Raw genomic sequence first — 19,943 nt, forward strand, 5'->3', positions numbered from 1 at the left:
CTTAAATTCGTTTCAAAATAATTAACCACTAATCCCAAATTAGTTTATGAAAAACCTGCTAGTATTATTCTTTATTATGATTACCTGCTCATTATCGGCACAATCGGCAACCAGTTATTTTGACAAAGCCATGAAAAAAGCCGAAGCCGGCAACACAAAAGGCGCAATCGCTGACTACACTAAAGCAATCAGCCTGAATTCGAAATTTGCTGAAGCATACCAAAACCGAGGCGTAGCAAAACTCAAACTTAATGACCTAAAAGGAGCCTTGGCCGATTTTACCCAAACAATTGAACTTGACAGCATGAACGCCGATGCTTTTACCGGCAGAGCAAACGTAAACTACAAGTTAATGAACTTTAAGGGCACTATTGAAGACTGCACCTCATCTCTTGGTTTAAACCCAAAAGATTATATCGCGTACAATCTGCGAGGTTTGGCTTATAATAAAATTGACGACAAAAAAAATGCCTGTAAAGATTTTTCAAAAGCCATAGAACTTGGAAGTCAAAGTGCTGTAAAAAATAAAGCCACATTTTGTAAATAAAAAACAAGCTTTGAAAAGCAAAAAAAGCAATCTGTAAATATTTTTTTACAGATTGCTTTTTTGTTTAGACAAAAATAGACGTAAAGCACTAATAATCTATGATTTTCACTCTCTACTAAGAGATTCTCTAAGATTTTCTTCTATTTTTGTTTATCTAATTGTAAAAAATGGTAAACAACATAAAAACTGTTTTCAGTATTAAAGATCTAGAGAATTTATCTGGAATAAAAGCGCATACGATTCGTATTTGGGAAAAGAGATATAATATTCTAGAACCAATGCGTACAGACACTAATATAAGATTTTACAATCTGCAGAATCTGCAAAAACTATTAAACATAACCTTACTGCATGAGTATGGTTATAAAATTTCTAAAATTGCAACTTATCCTGAAGAAAGGATACCAGAATTAGTACGCGAAATTATATCGAAGAAAAATTCTCAAAACTTTGCCATAACCTCTTTTAAAATGGCAATGATGAATTTTGACCAAGAATTATTCTTCAATACTTTCGATTGGCTTATTGCCGAAAAAACGTTTAAAGAAGTTTTCAAAGAACATTTTCTTCCTTTGTTGAAAGAACTAGGATTATTGTGGCAGTCAGAAACCATCACGCCGGCAAATGAACATTTTATGAGTCATTTGATCAAGCAAAAAATATTGATTTACACAGAAAGTCTTCAAATTCAAAAACCAACTAGAACAGATAGAATCTTTGTGCTTTCACTGCCTTTAAATGAAGTGCACAGTATAGGATTACTCTATCTTCAATATGAAATTTTATTAAAAGGATACAAAACCATATATCTTGGAGAAAGTATGCCTATTGAAAATCTGCAGGATTTAACGAAGCATTTTGAAAATATCACTTTTGTCTCGATGATGACCATTCAGCCAGACCGCAGCGTTATCAATCAATATGTAAAATCGATGGGGCAAAAACTATTGCTGAAAAATAACGAAATATGGCTGATAGGCAATATGATTGAATATATTGATAGAAAAGTTTTACCCGAAAGAATTCAAATTTTTGATTCGATGCAAGAAACAATTGAAAGAATTTAATTTTATTGTTTAACTTTTCTGTACATTTGTTAAACAAATGAAGAAAACAATAACAATCATAGGATCAGGATTTTCTTCCTTGGCTGCTTCATGTTACTTGGCTCAGCAGGGAAATCAAGTTACTGTATACGAAAAAAACCACTCTATTGGCGGGCGGGCACGACAGTTTAAAAAAGATGGTTTTACTTTCGATATGGGACCAAGCTGGTATTGGATGCCAGATGTTTTTGAACGTTTTTTTCAGGATTTTGATAAAAAACCATCGGATTATTATGAGCTCATAAAACTAAATCCTGCTTATCGGGTTTATTTTGGAGTTAATGATTTTATCAGCATTTGCGATAATTTAGAAGAAATAAAAAACGCCTTCGAAAATATTGAAAAAGGCAGTGCAAAAAAACTAGAAAACTTTATAAACCAAGCCAAAAGCAATTATGACATTGCCATAAAAGATTTGGTTTACCGTCCAGGAGTTTCTCCGCTTGAACTAATTACTGCCAAAACAGCTTTAAAACTTAATCAGTTCTTTGGTTCTATAAGTATTGACATTCGTAAAGAATTTCAAAACGAGAGACTAATTCAGATTTTAGAATTTCCCGTTTTATTTCTTGGAGCAAAACCAACTAAAACGCCTTCTTTCTATAATTTTATGAATTATGCTGATTTTGGTCTTGGAACTTGGCATCCAAAAACGGGAATGTTTGATGTAGTTCAAAGTCTCGAAAGTCTTGCTCTAGAACTTGGCGTAGTAATTAAAACAAACACTATTGTTGAGAAAATAATTGTTGAAAACAAAACTGCAACAGGAATTGTCATCAACGGAGATTTTATAAAATCTGATGTTGTATTGAGCGGTGCCGATTATCAGCATACTGAAACTTTGCTCGAAAAGCACCATCGTGTTTATTCTGATACGTATTGGGAAAACCGAATTTTCGCCCCGTCTTCGCTCCTGTTTTTTGTTGGTTTTAATAAAAAAATAGAAAACATCTCACATCATGCTTTATTTTTTGATGTTGATTTCGATAATCATGCAATTGCTATTTACGACAATCCAAAATGGCCTGAAGCACCTTTATTCTATGCCAATTTCCCTTCTAAAACAGATCACACTGCAGCTCCAGACGGAATGGAAAGCGGTTTTTTCTTAATTCCGCTTGCACCCGGAATTGAAGACAGTGAAGCGTTAAGAGAAGAATATTTCGAAAAAATAATCAGTCGTTTTGAAAACCTTACACAGCAAGAAATCAGAAATAACATTATATTTAAAAGATCATTCTGTAAAAATGATTTTATTGCAGATTATAATGCATTCAAAGGAAATGCTTACGGAATGGCCAATACATTATTACAAACGGCTTTCCTGCGCCCAAAATTGAAAAGCAAAAAAGTCAAAAATTTATATTTCACAGGACAATTAACAGTTCCTGGTCCAGGAGTTCCGCCTGCTTTAATATCAGGAAAACTAGCAGCTGAATTAATTCAAAAATCTTTTAGATCGTAAAAAAATGAAATCACCCTTCGACGACGTTTCTTTCAAGTGCAGTAAACTGGTTACTAAAAACTACAGCTCTTCTTTTTCGATAGCTGTAAAAATGCTCTCGCCAAGTATTCGTGATGCGATATACAGCATTTATGGCTTTGTTCGTTTTGCCGATGAAATTGTCGATTCTTTTCATGATTATGAAAAAGAAAGTCTTATTGACGATTTTGAAAAAGAATACTATAAAGCTGTAAATCTCGGAATAAGCCTTAACCCAATTCTAAACTCTTTTCAACATACCGTAAAAGAATATAATATTACCGATGATTTAATTCAGGCATTCTTAAAAAGCATGAAGCAAGATCTCACAAAATCAAATTACAATACACAAAATGAATATGCCGATTATATTTATGGTTCTGCCGATGTTGTCGGCTTAATGTGCCTAAAGGTTTTTACAAAAGGAAATAAAACAAAATACGAACAGCTTAAAAATGAAGCAATGCGATTAGGATCAGCTTTTCAGAAGGTAAATTTCCTTAGAGATTTAAAAGATGATAATTTGATTTTAAACAGAACTTATTTTCCCGGCATCAATTTGAATAATTTTACTGAAGCTGCAAAAACGCAAATTATCAACGAAATAGAAGACGATTTTAATATTGCTTATCAAGGAATTGTAAAATTGCCAATTGAAGCAAAATTTGGGGTTTACACTGCTTATGTTTATTACAAAAAACTGCTTACTAAATTAAAAAACACACCTTATCACGAAATTGGAAACTCAAGGATTCGTGTTTCTAATTATACAAAAGCAGGACTTTTGGCGCAGTCATTTGTAACATATAAACTGAAACTAGTATAATTTCGTTCCGTTTGTCATTTCTACCGAAAGGAGAAATTGACAAGAACAAGTAAATGATAAAATCAAACAATTATTAGAACAAATTCAAAACACAAAAAATGGTTTCCTTTTTAATCTTTTTAGGCGTTTTTTTATTCATGGAATGCGTGACATGGCTTACTCATAAATATGTAATGCACGGTTTCATGTGGTATTTTCATGCAGATCATCATCAGCCCAAATACGAGCATCCTTTTGAGCGCAATGACATTTTCTTTGTTCTATTTGCAATACCAAGTATTCTATTATTTTATTTTGGCGTTCAGGGCGGTTTCAATTATTTGTTTTTCATTGCCTGCGGTGTAACACTTTACGGAGCTTGTTATTTTTTAATTCACGATGTTCTAATACATCAGCGTTTCAAATGGTTTAAAAACACCAAAAACAAATACCTCATCGGATTACGAAAGGCTCATAAAATACACCATAAACACTTAAATAAAGAAAAAGGAGAATGCTTCGGAATGTTGTTTGTTCCGTTTAAATATTACAAAATGTAAAATCCTTTTAAAGCGTCAAAAAATAGATTCTCAAAACAATGACAAAACAAAAAGTTTCTTTTTTCTGGTTCAGACGAGATTTACGTCTGGAAGACAATACAGGTTTGTTTCATGCTTTACAATCAAACTTTCCTGTTGTTCCATTATTTATTTTTGATGATGATATATTGGAAAATCTTCCTGCAAATGATGCCAGAGTAAGCTTTATTTATGATTCACTTCAAAAAATAAATTCAGAATTAAATACTTTAGGTTCTTCACTATTGATCAAAAAAGGTAAAACGATCGAAGTTTGGAAATCACTTTTAGAAGAATTTGATATTCAAAACCTTTTCTTTAATAAAGATTATGAGCCGTTTGCGATCAAACGTGATATTGCCATTTGCTCTTTATTGAAAGAAAGCAATATAGAGTGTTTTTCATATAAAGATCATGTGATTTTTGAAGAGAAAGAAATCACAAAATCTGACGGGCTTCCGTATACCATTTACACACCTTATAAAAATAAATGGCTCGAAAAATATCATTTTTCAGGAGCTGCGATTGAATATGATTCCAGTTTATTTCAATCTAATTTTGTAAAAAGTCAATTTACATTTCCAGAATTATCTGAAATTGGTTTTGACCGAAGTCCTATAAAAGTACTTCCACATAACTTAACTCAAATTGCCAATTACAAAGAAACTAGAGATTTTCCTGCTCTAGACAGCACTTCTTACCTTTCGCCGCATTTACGATTTGGTACAGTAAGTATTCGTAAATTAGTGAATTGGGCAAATAGAAAGAATCAAACTTTCTTAAGCGAATTAATCTGGCGAGAATTCTTTATTCAAATTCTGTTTAGCTTTCCCAATTGTGTAAACAACAATTTCAAATCGGCTTACGACGGAATTCAATGGCGCAATAACGAAGACGACTTTAAGCGCTGGTGTTCTGGAACAACGGGTTACCCAATGGTCGATGCAGGAATGCGGCAACTAAACGAAACAGGATATATGCACAATCGTGTTCGAATGGTTGTTGCGAGTTTTTTATGCAAACATTTGTTGATCAACTGGCAGTGGGGAGAAGCTTATTTTGCCGAAAAACTTTTAGATTTCGAATTAGCTTCAAACGTAGGAAACTGGCAATGGGCAGCTGGAACCGGCTGTGATGCCGCGCCTTATTTTAGAGTATTCAATCCTGAAATTCAGCAAAAGAAATTTGATACAAAAGGAGAATACATCCGCAAGTGGATTCCAGAATTTGATTTTGGTTATAATGAACCAATGATCGATCATGCCTTTGCAAGAGATCGAGCGATTGCAACTTATAAAGCTGGAATTTTAAAATAGTTTGTCTTGGTTTCAGGTTTCAGGTTACGTAACTTGAAACCTGAAACAAAACTTAATACTTCAAATAATTTTCAACAACAATCTTTGCTTTCAAATCAAACATTAAATTATACAAACCAAAGAAAGTACGGTTCATATAAATAAAGTGTTTAGAACCTCTGTTCCCGTTCATTTTTTTGAGACTTGTATCATTCGAGAAACGCTCTCCTAATTTTGCAATGCTGTCAAAAAACGTTTCATCAGAAAAATCGAAAGTTTCATTTTGAAAAGGTCTTGTAAAAAGCGACAGCAAATCATGAAACATCTCAGTAAAATATTCAATTTCGGCTGGCGTATCGTCTTTGCGAAGAATTTCTAACTCGAACAATTTTTCATTAAACAAAGTTTTATCTGTAATTACATTTTTATTAATCAATTCAAAATACGGCGTATAAAAATCATCAGGAATTTGTTTCATACAACCAAAATCTAATGCAATTAACTGATTTTGATCATCAACCAAAAAGTTTCCAGGATGTGGATCTGCGTGTACTTTTCTTAAAACATGAATTTGGTACATATAAAAATCCCAAAGCGCCTGTCCTAGTTCATCACCTACTTTCTGATCTTTATTTTTTGCGGTAAATTCTGAAAGATGAATTCCCGTCATCCAATCCATCGTGATAATTTTCTCTGACGAGAACTCTGGATAGTAATTAGGAAAAATAATATTTTCGATTTTACTGCAGGCTTTTACAACTTCTTGACTTTGCTTTAATTCTAATAAATAGTTGGTTTCTTCGATAAGTTTATCTTCAACTTCTTTAAAATATTTATCTGAATCTTTTCCCTGTAGATTAAACATTCTAATAGCAATAGGTTTAACCAAAGCCAGATCTGAAGAAATACTATTAGCTACTCCTGGATATTGAATTTTAACTGCCAGCTTTTTACCATTCTTTTTTGCCAAATGCACTTGACCAATACTTGCTGCATTTACAGAATTTGCATTGAATTCATCAAAAATCTCGTAAGGCGTTTTGCCAAAATTACTTTTGAATGTTTTTAAAACTAATGGTGCTGAAAGCGGCGGAACTGAAAATTGTGATAATGAAAATTTCTCTACGTAAGCTTGAGGCAAAAAATTCTTGTCCATGCTTAACATTTGAGCTACTTTGAGCGCACTGCCTTTTAAGCTTTTTAATCCGTCATAAATATCTTCGGCATTATTCTCATTCAGCTTGTCTCGAGTTAAATCAGGATTAACCATTTTTTCGGCATAATGCTTAACATAGTTTACACCAATTTTTGCTCCCGTTTGAACCAATTTTCCGGCTCTTTCTATTTTCGAGGTTGGAATATAATCGATCGTTTTCATTGTTTGCTGTATATTTTTTCTTTGAATAGAAATTTCCCAAAATCGATCAAATGATTCATTGGCGCAACATTCATCAACTCAAATGATGCATTAACTGATTTTTCGATAAAAATATCTGTTTTCTCAAAAGCAGCAGATTCATCTTCCATCCAGAATTTTATGGTGAGCATTAATTGCAGCCAAGCAGATTCCTGAATAGCTTTTTCTTGAAATTTTTGCAGTTTTTCTTGTTCAAGTCTATAATCATCAGTTAAAATTTCGGAAACATAATTTCTAAAATTATCTCTAAGCAAAGTAAGCTGTACTAAATTTTTGAGCGGGTTTTTATCCATTTTAAGCACTTGCAGCACATAACTTCTATTTGCGGTTAAAATTTCGAAAAAGGTAAAATAGAAACTCAACATTTTATTTTTCATGTCATATTCAAGGTAGTCTCCATTTTTATGCAGTAAGTCGACTGTATTCTCAAAAAACAGTCGGAATATTTCCTTTTCTAAACCTTCTAACGTTCCAAAAAAAGAATAAAATTCAGCTTCGGTAAAATCATTTTCTTTAGTAAAATGATAAACTGATTTTGGTTTTGTTCCTTTTTCTAAAACTTCATTCATGTATTTTGAAACGATATCCTCTTTTGTGATAGTCTTTTTTTTAGTCGCCATTTCATTAAATTTAGAATTTGCCTTAAAGGTAAGCATTGTTTAAGTACCTTTACATGTCCCTAAACAGAATGCGCTGTTAAATATATTATAAACTATCATGGTTGAAAATGTTCTAATAACAGGTGGAAGCGGATTCATTGGCAGGCATTTGACAAATGCTCTAATTGAAGCTGGCTTTACTGTGTCTGTTTTAAGCCGTACCGACAAAGAAAACACTCCTGAAATCACTTACTATAAATGGAATTTAAACAGCAATTATATTGATGAAAATGCTGTTTTAAATGCGGACTACATTATTCATCTTGCCGGCGAAGGAATTGTTGAAAAAAGATGGACACGACGAAGAAAAAGAAAACTTCTAGAAAGCAGGGTTAAACCAATTGATTTGATATTTTCTATTTTAGAAAAAAACGATAAAAAACTAAATGCTTTCGTTTCGGCTTCGGCAATTGGAATTTATGGCGCTGTTACAAGTCATAAAATTTGCACTGAAACAACTGAGCCCGCAAATGACTTTTTAGGTACTATTTGTCAGAAATGGGAAAATGCATCAAACAAACTGGAGGCTTTAGGTATTAGAACCGTAAAAATTAGAACTGGAATTGTATTAGGTAAAGATGAAGGTTTTTTAAAAAAACTCGGCCCTACTTTTAAATCTGGCTTTGGTGCCGTTATAGGAACAGGAAAACAATATTTACCATGGATTCATATTGACGATTTATGTGAGATTTACTTAAAAGCTCTGCTAGACGAACATATGCATGGCCCGTACAATGCTGCTGTTACTGATAATACTACAAACTTGAGATTCTCTAAAATATTAGCTGCATTATACGGATATGCAATATGGCTTCCTAAAATTCCATCTTTTATTCTTAAAATAAGTTTAGGAAAAATGAGCGAAGCTATTTTAAAAGGGCAAAGGGTGTCATCTGAAAAAATACAAAAAACTGGATTTGAATTTCAATTTACTGATTTAGAAAAAGCACTTATCAGCACTACAAATTAAACATTACTTCATTATTCCGCTTAAATCTGTCTGAACCGTTTTTGAAATTTTATTGGCCACAACATAAGGAATTTCAATATTAAAGTCAGAAATAGATATTGGAAAAGTGGAAACAATCTGAATACCATCCGGAACTCTTTTCAACAAAGCTTTTACCGTAATCATTTTCGATTTCCCATGAATATATAATTTCCCCTTGACATCGTATTCTCTTGATGTTTCATCAATTTCGGTGATGTCAAATTTTTGTATTTTGCCTTTAAAATAAGCTTTAGGATAACGATGACTTTCGATATAATTGTCGTTAAAATGTTCTTCCATTAAATCCATTTTAAAACGAAAATCTTTTATTATTACAGTACAAATTAAAGTACTTGTTTGAGGTTCAAGAACAATAGTTCCGAGCTTATTTACCGCTTTTACCTCTTCGAAGAATGGAACTGAAGCTTCAAAATTTATAATCGCCGAAGTGGTTTTAAATTTTTCCTGAGCTGTAATCGAAAATGCGGTAAAAAGTAAAAATAATAATGTAGTTCTTTTCATAATCGTCAGCAATTAAACAATTATGTCATTTCATTTTTTAAAATAAAGAAAAACAAACTTACGGTAAGTTAAAAAAATGAATGGCAGTACTCCGTGAAAAAATCGCAACTAACTTTCTATTTTAAAGTTACGAAATTTTCCGTCGTATGGTTCTGGAACTAATGCTAAATATTTGTGAATATTTTTTTCTTCTAAAATGTACATTACATTTCGACTGGTGTACAAATTTCAAGTAGAAAACCATCTAAATCTCGTACATAAGCTACAACTTGTCCCCATGGTTTTTCCTTTGGACTTGTTTCTAAAACGGCTCCAAAAGAAATTGCTTTCTGTACCAATTCAGCAACATTATCTGTAATAAAACCAAGTTCAAAAGCAAAAGGTTTATTATTTAAATCGCTCTCGATAAAACCTTCTTTTAAATTTTGAACTGCCAATTTTTTTGAAGCAAATGAAATTGTAGTTTCTCCCGTAAACAATTCTCCGTAATCATTCTCTGGGCTTACAAATTTTCTCGAAAAGCCAAACGCGTTTTCATAAAACGAGATTGCTTTTTCTACATTTTCTACATATAAAATTGTATAACCAAACTTTACCATTTTCTCTTATTTTAATATTATTTAAATCCGTTAGACATAATTACTTCGTCTCTTTCGTTCTCGTACTAATCATTTTTTTTAAAACACATAAAAACATAGATTTTATACTTAAAAAAGAATACAAAAAGAAACACCTTTCTTTCACATAAGTATTCTCTGTGTTTTTTAATTATGTGAAACGCCTTTTTAAGAAGTCCGAGTTTATCCCTATAACTATCGGGACTATATGTTTAAATCAATTTCTCAAGGCAGATTAACTAATTTCTAAAAGTACATTATACTTTTCTAAACTAGCCAAATCTTCGATAGAACTTACCGTAGTAACTTTTTCATGTTCTTCAATCTCCTTCTTCACTTCGATATGTTTAATCGCTTTTCTAAAACGTCGAACTTCCTCTAAATTGGACAAAATAAGTCCAGGAACCTGAACACTTTTTCCGTCTTTATCTTTGGCTACCATTGTAAAATACGAAGAGTTGCAATGTTTTATAACCCCAGTTTGAATATGTTCTGCCTCAACACGAATGCCAACAACCATTGAACTTCGTCCAACATAATTTACTGAAGCTTTCATTGTAACAAGTTCACCAACCTCAATTGGTTTTAAAAAATTTACAGTATCAACAGAAGCTGTTACACAATAATTACCGCAGAACTTTGATGCGGCCGCAAAAGCAATTTGATCTAGTAATTGCAAAATATATCCTCCATGAATTTTACCGCTGAAATTGGTATGTGATGGAAGCATTAATTCTGAAATACTAATTTTTGATGAAGAAACGGGTTTAAAATCTGCAGTCATGTTTTATGTTTGTCTTAGTTATTGGTTAGTTTTAATTTAGTAACTCACTTTCATCCGTATTTGAAGCTCTCGCTACAATATTGTCTGGAAGTGATTTTTTCGCTTTAGCGCCCATTTTTTTAAGTCTTTCAACACTCGAAATCAAATTTCCTTTGCCGTCAACTAGTTTATTCATGGCACTTTCATACTCGGTTTTTGTATCTTTAATTTTATTTCCAATTCGAACTAAATCAGTTACAAAACCTTCAAATTTATCATACAATGCTCCTGCTTGTCTCGCGATTTCAAACGCATTTTCCTGTTGTTTTTGATTTGTCCACATACTGTCAATAGTACGAAGTGTTGCTAAAAGTGTCGTTGGAGTAACAATTACAATGTTTTTGTCAAAAGCTTTATTGTATAATGTTGAATCTTCATTTAAGGCAATCGCAAAAGCAGGTTCTATCGGAATAAAAAGCAATACAAAATCGGGACTTTCGATTTGATACAGTTCATGATAATTTTTATTTCCAAGCTGTTCAACGTGTCTTTTAATAGAATTTAAATGTTCTTTTAAATATTCGTTTTTAAGAATATCTGATTCTTCATTTGTATATTTTTCATAAGCTGATAAAGACACTTTAGAATCGACAATCATTTTTTTACCATCTGGCAGATTTATTACAACATCAGGAAAAACACGATTCCCTTCACTGGTTACAAAACTTTGCTGTACTTCATACTCACGGCCTTTTTCTAAACCTGATTTTTCCAACACACGTTCTAAAACCAATTCGCCCCAATTTCCCTGCATTTTACTATCACCTTTCAAAGCTTTAGTAAGATTTAGAGTTTCTTTGCTCATTTGAGCGTTCATTTCGCTTAAACCAATAATCTGTTGACGAAGTGCGGCATGATAATCAATACTTTCTTTATGGGTTTGTTCTACCTTTTTCTCAAAGCCTTGAATTTTATCTTGCAGCGGCAGCAAAATATTTTTCATATTCACATTATTCTGTTCTGTGAATTTAACCGATTTTTCTTCGAGAATCTTATTTGCTAAGTTCTCAAACTCCTTTGTAAATTTATCCTGAAGCTCCGTTATTTCGGTTTTTTGCTCTTTATGACGTTCCCATAAATTCTCAAAATCAACTTCTTTTTTAGAAAGTTGAATCGCAAGGCTGTCTTTTTCGGTTCGGATACTTTCCTTTTCCTGATTACTTAATTGAAGTTGTTTTTGAAAAGTAAGTTTTTCATTTTCCTGCTGTTCCTTTTGTACTTGCAGCTGGTTTGTATTTGCATTCAGTCTTTCTTCTAAACCAACTTTTTCTGACTGAAATTTAGCCGAAGACAGTACTTTACCTAAGTATATACCTAGAAATAAAGCAATAACAAAAGCCAATAAATACGGAAGAAAATCAAACATGTCTAAGTTTTTTTAAGTAAAAGTACGCAATAATACGTAGTACTGTGGTTATTAAATTAAAATTTCACGAATTAGTATTTATTCCCAAATTAAAAAACAATTTGAAACTAATTTCTATCTAGTAGATAAAAAAAAATAAAAAAAAGACGCAACCATTTTTAAACACAACCATCTATGAGAATATAACCTATTTAAATTTTATCATGAAAAAAATAATGCTGAGCTTATTTGTAGCTTTTGGACTGAGTGCTTGCTCATTAGGAAATGAAGATTTAACTGTTGATTGCGGACCTATTGGCGAACTTCCTTTTACAGGATTCCCTCTTTTATGTACATACAGTGTAAAAAATTTACCTAATAATCCTACTGCTCTTGCTTTTAACTCTCAAGAAAAACTAGAAACTTACTTCACTAAGCACGAAAACACATGTCCAGCTGCTACTAATCTTGATATTGATTTTACAAAAAACTTTTTGATAGGAATTTTTGCTGGAGCAAAACCTACGAGCGGTTACGACATAAAAATAACTACGATTGTAGAAAACAACTGTCAGATTATTATTAATTTTTATGAGAAAAGTCCTTTGGCTGGTGAAACTCTTACACAGACTCCAACTTATCCATCAGACTTTATATTGATTCCAAAAACATCAAAAACAATTTTATTTAACAGAACAAACGAAAGCTCTGACAATGTTATTATTGGAGATTATGGTATTACAAGTTCTAACTCTTTCTTTCAAATAAACGATTTTAATATTTTGAAATTCTTAGATGTTAAAGCTGAAAAATATGATTTTGAGCAGTACAAATACTCTGCAAAAACTAAAAAAGATGAATATACTTTATTCTTAAAGAATGTTCCTGCAGAAATCCTGGCATTAAAAGGGGGAACAAAAACATACGGAACTCCAGATCCAGCTGATAAAGGCGGAATCTATTTTCAGTTAACTCAAGGAGCTGTTACTACAACAGTTTATATTGATAACAATGATACTCCAGATCAAAACACTGAAATAATATTGTTTAAAAAAGCTGTTCGCCAAAAGATCATCAGTTTGAACTAATTTCACTCCTATGAAAAAACATTTTCTATTTTTAGCTGTATTGTGCATTTTCTCTTCGGCCTATTCTTTAGAATCAACGGTAGCAAACACAAGTTCTATAGTGAATGCCTGGATATGGGAAAAGTCAATTGGAGGAGCAGATAATCCTTATACAGCGACACCTAAAACAATTGGGTTTGCAAAAAAAGTAGTTTTCACTTCAAATGGCAGAGTGATAACGTATAAGAACAATGTAGAGATTAGAAACAGCACCTATCAAATAGAAAAAGGTATTGGCTATTTTGATTCGGCTGAGCATGATCTTATTACTTTTGAAGGCAAGACATATATCATAGAAAAGCTTGACAATCAAAACCTAACCATTGTAAGCAATAACAAAGATGCTTCCCGATCTATCTTTAAAAGATAGTTTTATAAGCTTTTAAAAACTATTTTTGCAAAACCAAACAATACCACTTTTTTGAAAGACGATTTAGAAAAATATATTAAGAAATGCATCAAAAATGACAGAGAGGCACAACTGAAAATTTATCAGTTGTTCTCTCCTGTTTTATATGGTATATGTCTTAAATATATGAAAAATGAAGATGACGCAAAAGATGTTTTTCAGGAAGCATTTGTCATTGTTTTTCAAAAAATGAGTCAATATAAATTTGAAGGAAGTTTCGAAGGCTGGCTGAAACGAATATTTATCAATAAGCTGATCGAGACTTTAAACAAAAAGAAAAAAGAGAGTTTCTTTCTAGATGTTTTTGATCCTGATACCGATTTTGTCGAAGAAGAGGATTTAGACATTCAACCAATAGAACAAGAGAAACTGCTGGAATATATTAGAGATTTACCAGACCAATACCGAACGGTTTTTAATCTCTATGTCTTTGAGAAACTAAAACACCGAGAAATTGCCGAATTACTAAATATTTCTGAAGGTACATCAAAATCAAATTTAAACCGGGCAAAGCACATTTTGCAAAAAAGAATACTGAGCATAAAAAATTTTAAAATAGCATGAAAAAGCAGGATATAGAAGATATTTTTTCATCAATGGAAGACTTCTCTAGTGTTCCGCCTCCTGAATTGTGGGGACAAATTGAAGAAAAACTTGATAAACCTAAAAAGAAGAAAAAAGTAATTCTTTGGTGGTCGGCGGCAGCATGCTTATTATTAGGCTTATTGCTCCCTTCTGTTCTGAATTTTACTTCTAACTCAGGAATCAAAACTATAAATAATGATGCTTTAGAAAACAATAAAGTTGTACTTGAGCCAAAAGATAATAAAAACACTAACGGCAAAGAAAACGGTACAGAGAACAAAACAATTAACAATCAAATTTCATCATCAGAAAACGAACATAATCAATCAAACCAAAATCAGGAAACCGTAAATACGGGAGCAAATTCACAATCTAAATACGATAAGAATGAGGCTGCATCAAAAACAAATGCCTCAAAAAATGCGTTAAACAATGTTGCGGTTCAGCAGAATTATGTTCCTGCAAAAGCAAACGGCTTTAACTCAGCTTCAAAAAATCAAATATCAGATATAGAAAAAAGAAAAGCAGATAAAGTTCTTGCTGAAAAAACTTTTACTTCTGGTAAAAAAAATCAATTCAACACAGGTTTAAATAACGCTCTTGCAAGTTCTATTTTTGAAGAAAAGTCAACTTCAAAAACGCAAAGAAAAACAGTTGTGAGTCTTTCTAGTAATGCTGTAAACTCAAGTGCTTACCAACAAAAAACAGATAAAGCGATTCAAGAAAACAGATCGATTGCAAGCGCTAAAAATGACAATTTGAAAAACAACAATTCAAATATCACAAACAGCTTGACTAAAAAAGATTCTATACAACTTAGAGAACTTCAAAATTTAGAAAAAGGCATTGCTGCAACTGAAAGTAAAAAAGAAAAAGAGGACAAAACACTTTCAAAACAAGACAAATGGGCACTTCAGCTTTTTGCAGGCGTAGGAAGCTCTGAAAACTATAAAAACAATAAAACTTTAGGAAACGTAAACGACTCTAAACAAAGTAATTCATACGGAGTAAAAACGCAATATAAGATCAATAAAAAATGGGCGGTTGCTTCTGGAGTTAAAATTAACGAACTTGGTCAGAGTGTTGCTAATGTTTCTTACTTAAGTGCTAAAAACAATGCGTTTTTTAGTGCAAGCGATTATTTTGCTCAAAATGTATCAGCACCTTATATTGCAAGTGATGCAAATTATGTACTTGTTTCTAACAGTACAAAAGAGGCCATGAAAAGTGAAAATATACAAACTGGTAACTTAGATCAAAATCTTCGTTATGTCGAAATGCCGTTAGAAGTTTCTTATTCTGTTTTTAGTAAAAACAAAGCAAGTATTAATTTAAATACTGGCGGATTTGTTGGTAAATTAATTTCAAATAGTGTTTCTATCGACGGAAGTTCTATAGGAGAAAATGTAAATGCAAACGATTATGTATACGGTTCTACTTTGAGCAGTACGATACAATATCGTGTTTACAAAAAAACAAATGTTTTTGTTGAGCCTGCAGTAAATTATTATGTAAATCCGTTAAACAGCCAGTCTTTCAATCAGTTTCAATGGGGATTGAATTTCGGACTTAATGTTTCTTTTTAATTGTTGTAATTTATTGTAATTTCACAAAAAAAGAAATTAATGCCTTTAAATAAGAAGCTGGAAGATTCTGTTTTTCTTCCTAAAAACTTAAAAATTGCCAAAGAATTAATTTATGATCTCTGCGGATTTACATGTTCTGAACTACAGCCAGAAACCGAAAGTCAAGATTATGAAGCTTTAGATTTTAAAATCGATAATCAGCCTATTAAATTTAGATCGGCTAAAATTACCCCGACCAAAACTGGTCAGTTTGTAACTTTATGGAAGCGTAATAAATCAGGTATAATTGAACCTTTTGATTATTCTGATTCTATTGCTTTTGTAATTGTAAGTGTTCAAAAAGGAAATCTTCTTGGACAATTTGTTTTCCCTAAAGATGTTCTGCTTAAAAAAGGAATTTTCACGACTGAAACTAAAGAAGGAATAAGGGCCACTAGGGTTTACCCGCCTTGGGATGAAACAACTAGTAAACAAGCACAGAAAACACAGCAATGGCAATTGAATTATTTCTACGAAATAAACCCGAATACTGATTTAGGTACTTTTAAAAAGCTTTTTGCATTATAAGACGCAATCTGGTTTCCAAGTTCTTAATGTCTTTTTTTATAACTTTAGACAATCGGCAATAAAATGCTGTTTCTAAACTATCAATTTAAAAGAAACGAAATGAACTTTTTCAAAATCAAAACCTGCTGGTCAAATGCCGACTTTATTGTCTTGAAACTTTGCATTGCTTCGGCTTACATTTTAATAGGCACTTATTTTCATGATTTTTTCAGGAATTACTACACTCCTTTAATTCTCTTATTTGGCATTACAGTAATTTGGTCTGTTTATTTATGGCTGAGCAAAATGAAAAACAGGAATAAGGAGTAAGCACAAACTCGAATTACTTGTAAAAACAAAGCTATCTTTGCAAAAAAATAAAACATGCATCGACACTTCATTCTTTTTAAGCCTTATGGTTATTTAAGTCAATTTATATATGAATTGAAAAGAAAGAAAAAACTTTTAGGCGAACTGCATGACTTTCCAGAAGGAACTATGGCAATTGGAAGACTTGATGAAGACTCTGAAGGTTTATTATTACTCACAACTGACGGAAAGGTAAGTGAGCAAATCAGAAGTAAAAAAGTCGACAAAGAATATTATGTTCAGGTAGACGGCATTATTACACCTGAAGCAATCGAACAATTACAGAAAGGTGTAGAAATAGGTTTTGAAGGTGGAAAATACAAAACAAAACCCTGCTCAGCTTTTATTGTAACTGAAATTCCTGATTTTGGACCTCGAGCAAAAAAAATCCGAGACGAACGCCACGGACCAACTTCGTGGGCATCAATTACCGTGAATGAAGGAAAATTTCGTCAAGTTAGAAAAATGACTGCCGCTGTTGGATTTCCTACTTTACGTTTAGTTCGCGTAAGAATAGGAAATGTATATTTGCAAAACTTAAAAGCTGGAGAAGTCCTTGAGGTTTCTGATTTTAAATTAGATAATTCTCAAATTAACGATTAACCGAACAAACAAATAAACGATAATGCTAAACGTAGTTCTTGTAGAACCAGAAATACCAAATAATACTGGAAACATTGGAAGATTGTGCGTAGGAACTGAAAGCCGACTGCACTTAATTCATCCGTTCGGATTTGTGATAAACGATAAAAATCTAAAACGTTCTGGTTTGGATTATTGGGTTCATCTTGACGTTACGGAATACCAAAATATAGAGGAGTGGATCAAGCAGATTCCAGATCAATCACGTGTTTTTTTGATGAGCTCTCATGCTGAAAAATCATATTTAGAAACAGATTTTCAAGATGGAGATTGGTTAGTTTTTGGCAAAGAAAGCGTTGGATTAAGCAAAGAAGTTTTGGCTCGTTTTGAGAATCATTTAACGATTCCAATGTCAAAACTAATTCGCAGCTTTAACATTGCAAATTCTGTTGCTTTTGTGGTTGGTGAAGCGAAGAGACAGATTGGAGCTAAAAAAGTTTAATCGCTTATTTGTTAAGGTGTTTAATCGGATAATCAAAGTTCTTATGAAAACGGATGCGCTAGCCCTGATGGAAACGGCATCCTTTTGTGGCGGCCCCGAAGCCTCGGGACGCCACAAAAGATATAGTGAACAGCAGGATTAGCTCCTGAAAAAACTTCTAAGTAATCACAAATTTCCCTTTTTCGGCATCAAAAACAATATGTTCATCCTTGAACAAAGTGGCAAAATTTCCGTTTGAAATTAAATTACAAGGTTCATCTTGAACAACACTTTCTGGGGTCATGATAATCATTTCGTCACTTAATTGAATTGCTAAATCAATATCGTGAGTAGAGAATAAAATGCATTTTTGAGTTTCCTGTGTTAGTTTTTTCAGCAATTTAAATAAAGAAACTTTGTGCAGTAAATCAAGATGTGTTGTAGGTTCATCTAAAATAATCAGCGGCGTATCTTGTGCCAAAGCTCTGGCGATTAAAACCTTTTGCAATTGACCATCGCTAATTTCAAAATGCTTTTTTTGAGCCAAATGTTCTATTTGTGTCAGCGCCATTGCTTCCTGAACCTTTTCAATATCTGTTTCAGTTAAAGAATCAACCCAATTGGTATAGGGCTGACGGCCTAATGCCACCAACTCAAAAACAGTGAGATTACTTGGCGGCAGTTTTTCGGTTAAAACCAAACTTAGATTCTGAGCCAAATCTAACGGCTTATAGGTATTGATATTTTTATCATTCAAAAAAACAGTTCCTGACAAAGGCTTCTGAATTCCTGTAATAGTTCGCAGCAAAGTCGATTTCCCAATTCCGTTAGCACCAATCAACGAAACGAGTTTCCCAGAAGTTAAATTCAAATTTAAATTTTCAGCAATAGTCACAGTTGCTTTCTTGGTTTTATATCCAATATTTAAATTTGAAGTTTTTAAAATTGATTTCATCTATTTTAAGGTTCTGAGTTGATAAGGTTCTAAGTATCTAAGTTTTTCCTTGTCTCAAGATTAATTTATTTAATAACATGAGATAATCCTTTTTATCTATATAATCTGTGGCTAATACAATTTACTGAAAGTTTCTTTTTCGCATTAACAGCCAAATTACAACCGGCGCGCCAATAATTGATGTAATTGCATTAATTGGCAATGTTACCTCTAAACCCGGCATCTGTGACGCCATATCGCAGAACAGCATAATTATGCCGCCAAAGAAAAACGTACTCCAATATAAAACAGTATGATTACTCGTTTGAAACGTCAGCTTCGCAATATGCGGAACAGCCAAACCTATAAAGGCAATAGGTCCTGCAAAGGCAGTAACACTTCCAGCTAAAATACTTGTTGCCAAAATAATTACTAATCGTGCTCTCTTATAATTCAAACCCATACTTTTAGCATAATTTTCGCCTAAAAGCAATGCATTTAAAGGCTTGATACTGCCTGCACTTAAAAGTAAACCAAAACCTATACAAACCGCCAGAATAACAATCGATGTCCAAGAAAGATTTCCCAGACTTCCTAAAGACCAAAAGGTAAACTTCTGCAATTGTTCAGCTGAACTAAAATAGGTTAAAACTCCAACAATGGCACTTGTAAAACTGGCAAACATAAGTCCAACAATTAAAATTGCCATCGTATTTCGCAATCTTTGCGCAACCAGTAAAACTAAAAGCAAAACAGAAATACTACCTAAAGTAGATGCCAATACAATTCCATATGGAGATAATAAAACTGAGCTTAAAAAAGACGGTAATATTCCTGCACCTAAAATTACAATAGCAACTGCCAAAATAGCTCCAGAACTCAGTCCTAATACATCAGGACCTGCCAACGGATTTCTAAACAATGTCTGCATCAGCAAACCGCTTATAGACAACCCTACTCCAACCAAAATAGCTGTAATTGCTTTTGGCAGACGGTAATTAATAATAATATATTCCCAAGTTGATTTACTTGCCTGTCCTCCTGTTAAACTGCTGCACACTTCTTTGAATGGAATTGTAACAGATCCTAAACTAATGTCTAGGAAAAACATAAACAAAAGTACCAATCCAAGTATG

Annotated in this window: 23 protein-coding genes; 15 read left to right on the plus strand and 8 right to left on the minus strand. The window is 32.6% G+C overall.

All coding sequences use genetic code 11. From position 1 onward, the window contains the following. The first annotated feature begins 46 nt into the window (after positions 1 to 46). The 6 genes from NLG42_RS00330 to NLG42_RS00355 all read left to right on the plus strand — a co-directional run bounded on the left by NLG42_RS00330 (position 47) and on the right by NLG42_RS00355 (position 5,835). Entirely contained in the window at positions 47 to 547 is a 501-nt protein-coding gene (locus NLG42_RS00330) for a tetratricopeptide repeat protein (protein WP_244281314.1), read from the plus strand. A gap of 167 nt (positions 548 to 714) precedes the next feature. After that, positions 715 to 1,614, plus strand: coding sequence for a MerR family transcriptional regulator (locus NLG42_RS00335; protein ID WP_089057270.1), 900 nt, complete (start codon positions 715 to 717; stop codon positions 1,612 to 1,614). 37 nt (positions 1,615 to 1,651) lie between these two features. Beyond that, positions 1,652 to 3,118 (plus strand): phytoene desaturase family protein, encoded by a 1,467-nt coding sequence (locus NLG42_RS00340; protein WP_257682699.1) that lies wholly within the window; start codon positions 1,652 to 1,654, stop codon positions 3,116 to 3,118. Positions 3,119 to 3,122: 4 nt separating this feature from the next. Further along, positions 3,123 to 3,962: a phytoene/squalene synthase family protein gene (locus NLG42_RS00345; protein ID WP_257682700.1), complete on the plus strand. Its 840-nt coding sequence runs from the start codon at positions 3,123 to 3,125 to the stop codon at positions 3,960 to 3,962. Between the two features lie 98 nt (positions 3,963 to 4,060). Next, positions 4,061 to 4,501, plus strand: coding sequence for a sterol desaturase family protein (locus tag NLG42_RS00350; RefSeq protein ID WP_089057273.1), 441 nt, complete (start codon positions 4,061 to 4,063; stop codon positions 4,499 to 4,501). Positions 4,502 to 4,539: 38 nt separating this feature from the next. Next, complete coding sequence (locus tag NLG42_RS00355) at positions 4,540 to 5,835, plus strand: cryptochrome/photolyase family protein (RefSeq protein WP_257682701.1); 1,296 nt, start codon at positions 4,540 to 4,542, stop codon at positions 5,833 to 5,835. 52 nt (positions 5,836 to 5,887) lie between these two features. On the opposite strand, the gene NLG42_RS00360 is transcribed toward NLG42_RS00355, so the two are convergent. After that, a complete protein-coding gene (locus tag NLG42_RS00360; RefSeq protein WP_257682702.1) occupies positions 5,888 to 7,192 on the minus strand; it encodes an ABC1 kinase family protein in 1,305 nt (434 codons plus the stop codon). Then, the gene (locus NLG42_RS00365; protein ID WP_089057297.1) at positions 7,189 to 7,851 is read right to left on the minus strand and encodes a TetR family transcriptional regulator C-terminal domain-containing protein; all 663 of its coding nucleotides are present in this window, start codon (positions 7,849 to 7,851) and stop codon (positions 7,189 to 7,191) included. The genes NLG42_RS00360 and NLG42_RS00365 overlap by 4 nt, the downstream gene beginning before the upstream one ends. Before the next feature lie 97 nt (positions 7,852 to 7,948). Here NLG42_RS00365 and NLG42_RS00370 point away from each other — a divergent pair, with 97 nt between their 5' ends. Then, the gene (locus NLG42_RS00370; RefSeq protein WP_089057276.1) at positions 7,949 to 8,860 is read left to right on the plus strand and encodes a TIGR01777 family oxidoreductase; all 912 of its coding nucleotides are present in this window, start codon (positions 7,949 to 7,951) and stop codon (positions 8,858 to 8,860) included. 3 nt (positions 8,861 to 8,863) lie between these two features. Here NLG42_RS00370 and NLG42_RS00375 read toward each other — a convergent pair whose 3' ends face one another. The 4 genes from NLG42_RS00375 to NLG42_RS00390 form a co-directional block, all read right to left on the minus strand. Next, complete coding sequence (locus tag NLG42_RS00375) at positions 8,864 to 9,403, minus strand: YceI family protein (protein ID WP_257682703.1); 540 nt, start codon at positions 9,401 to 9,403, stop codon at positions 8,864 to 8,866. A gap of 203 nt (positions 9,404 to 9,606) precedes the next feature. Continuing rightward, positions 9,607 to 10,002 carry a VOC family protein gene (locus NLG42_RS00380; RefSeq protein ID WP_099720549.1) on the minus strand — a complete coding sequence of 132 codons (396 nt, stop codon included), beginning with the start codon at positions 10,000 to 10,002 and terminating at the stop codon, positions 9,607 to 9,609. A 253-nt stretch (positions 10,003 to 10,255) separates the two neighbouring features. Then, positions 10,256 to 10,804 (minus strand): acyl-CoA thioesterase, encoded by a 549-nt coding sequence (locus NLG42_RS00385; RefSeq protein WP_089057279.1) that lies wholly within the window; start codon positions 10,802 to 10,804, stop codon positions 10,256 to 10,258. Between the two features lie 31 nt (positions 10,805 to 10,835). Beyond that, complete coding sequence (locus NLG42_RS00390) at positions 10,836 to 12,209, minus strand: DNA recombination protein RmuC (RefSeq protein ID WP_257682704.1); 1,374 nt, start codon at positions 12,207 to 12,209, stop codon at positions 10,836 to 10,838. Positions 12,210 to 12,412: 203 nt separating this feature from the next. On the opposite strand from NLG42_RS00390, the gene NLG42_RS00395 reads away from it, so the two are divergent. The 8 genes from NLG42_RS00395 to NLG42_RS00430 all read left to right on the plus strand — a co-directional run bounded on the left by NLG42_RS00395 (position 12,413) and on the right by NLG42_RS00430 (position 17,894). Continuing rightward, positions 12,413 to 13,276 carry a protease complex subunit PrcB family protein gene (locus NLG42_RS00395; protein ID WP_257682705.1) on the plus strand — a complete coding sequence of 288 codons (864 nt, stop codon included), beginning with the start codon at positions 12,413 to 12,415 and terminating at the stop codon, positions 13,274 to 13,276. A gap of 10 nt (positions 13,277 to 13,286) precedes the next feature. Further along, positions 13,287 to 13,685: a hypothetical protein gene (locus tag NLG42_RS00400; RefSeq protein WP_089057282.1), complete on the plus strand. Its 399-nt coding sequence runs from the start codon at positions 13,287 to 13,289 to the stop codon at positions 13,683 to 13,685. 51 nt (positions 13,686 to 13,736) lie between these two features. After that, positions 13,737 to 14,288: an RNA polymerase sigma factor gene (locus tag NLG42_RS00405; RefSeq protein ID WP_089057283.1), complete on the plus strand. Its 552-nt coding sequence runs from the start codon at positions 13,737 to 13,739 to the stop codon at positions 14,286 to 14,288. Then, positions 14,285 to 15,895 carry a hypothetical protein gene (locus tag NLG42_RS00410; protein WP_257682706.1) on the plus strand — a complete coding sequence of 537 codons (1,611 nt, stop codon included), beginning with the start codon at positions 14,285 to 14,287 and terminating at the stop codon, positions 15,893 to 15,895. Before NLG42_RS00405 ends, NLG42_RS00410 begins: the two co-directional genes overlap by 4 nt. Positions 15,896 to 15,934: 39 nt before the next feature. Further along, entirely contained in the window at positions 15,935 to 16,462 is a 528-nt protein-coding gene (locus NLG42_RS00415; protein ID WP_257682707.1) for a MepB family protein, read from the plus strand. A gap of 99 nt (positions 16,463 to 16,561) precedes the next feature. Beyond that, positions 16,562 to 16,771: a hypothetical protein gene (locus NLG42_RS00420; RefSeq protein WP_257682708.1), complete on the plus strand. Its 210-nt coding sequence runs from the start codon at positions 16,562 to 16,564 to the stop codon at positions 16,769 to 16,771. 54 nt (positions 16,772 to 16,825) lie between these two features. Continuing rightward, entirely contained in the window at positions 16,826 to 17,413 is a 588-nt protein-coding gene (locus tag NLG42_RS00425) for a pseudouridine synthase (RefSeq protein WP_089057287.1), read from the plus strand. 22 nt (positions 17,414 to 17,435) lie between these two features. Continuing rightward, the gene (locus NLG42_RS00430; RefSeq protein WP_099720545.1) at positions 17,436 to 17,894 is read left to right on the plus strand and encodes a tRNA (cytidine(34)-2'-O)-methyltransferase; all 459 of its coding nucleotides are present in this window, start codon (positions 17,436 to 17,438) and stop codon (positions 17,892 to 17,894) included. 157 nt (positions 17,895 to 18,051) lie between these two features. Here the strand turns inward: NLG42_RS00430 and NLG42_RS00435 are convergent, their stop codons facing one another. Then, positions 18,052 to 18,828: an ABC transporter ATP-binding protein gene (locus NLG42_RS00435; RefSeq protein WP_257682709.1), complete on the minus strand. Its 777-nt coding sequence runs from the start codon at positions 18,826 to 18,828 to the stop codon at positions 18,052 to 18,054. A 121-nt stretch (positions 18,829 to 18,949) separates the two neighbouring features. Then, complete coding sequence (locus tag NLG42_RS00440) at positions 18,950 to 19,918, minus strand: iron ABC transporter permease (RefSeq protein ID WP_099720543.1); 969 nt, start codon at positions 19,916 to 19,918, stop codon at positions 18,950 to 18,952. Positions 19,919 to 19,943: the final 25 nt, after the last annotated feature.

The organism is Flavobacterium plurextorum, assembly GCF_024638035.1.
Lineage (GTDB): Bacteria > Bacteroidota > Bacteroidia > Flavobacteriales > Flavobacteriaceae > Flavobacterium > Flavobacterium plurextorum.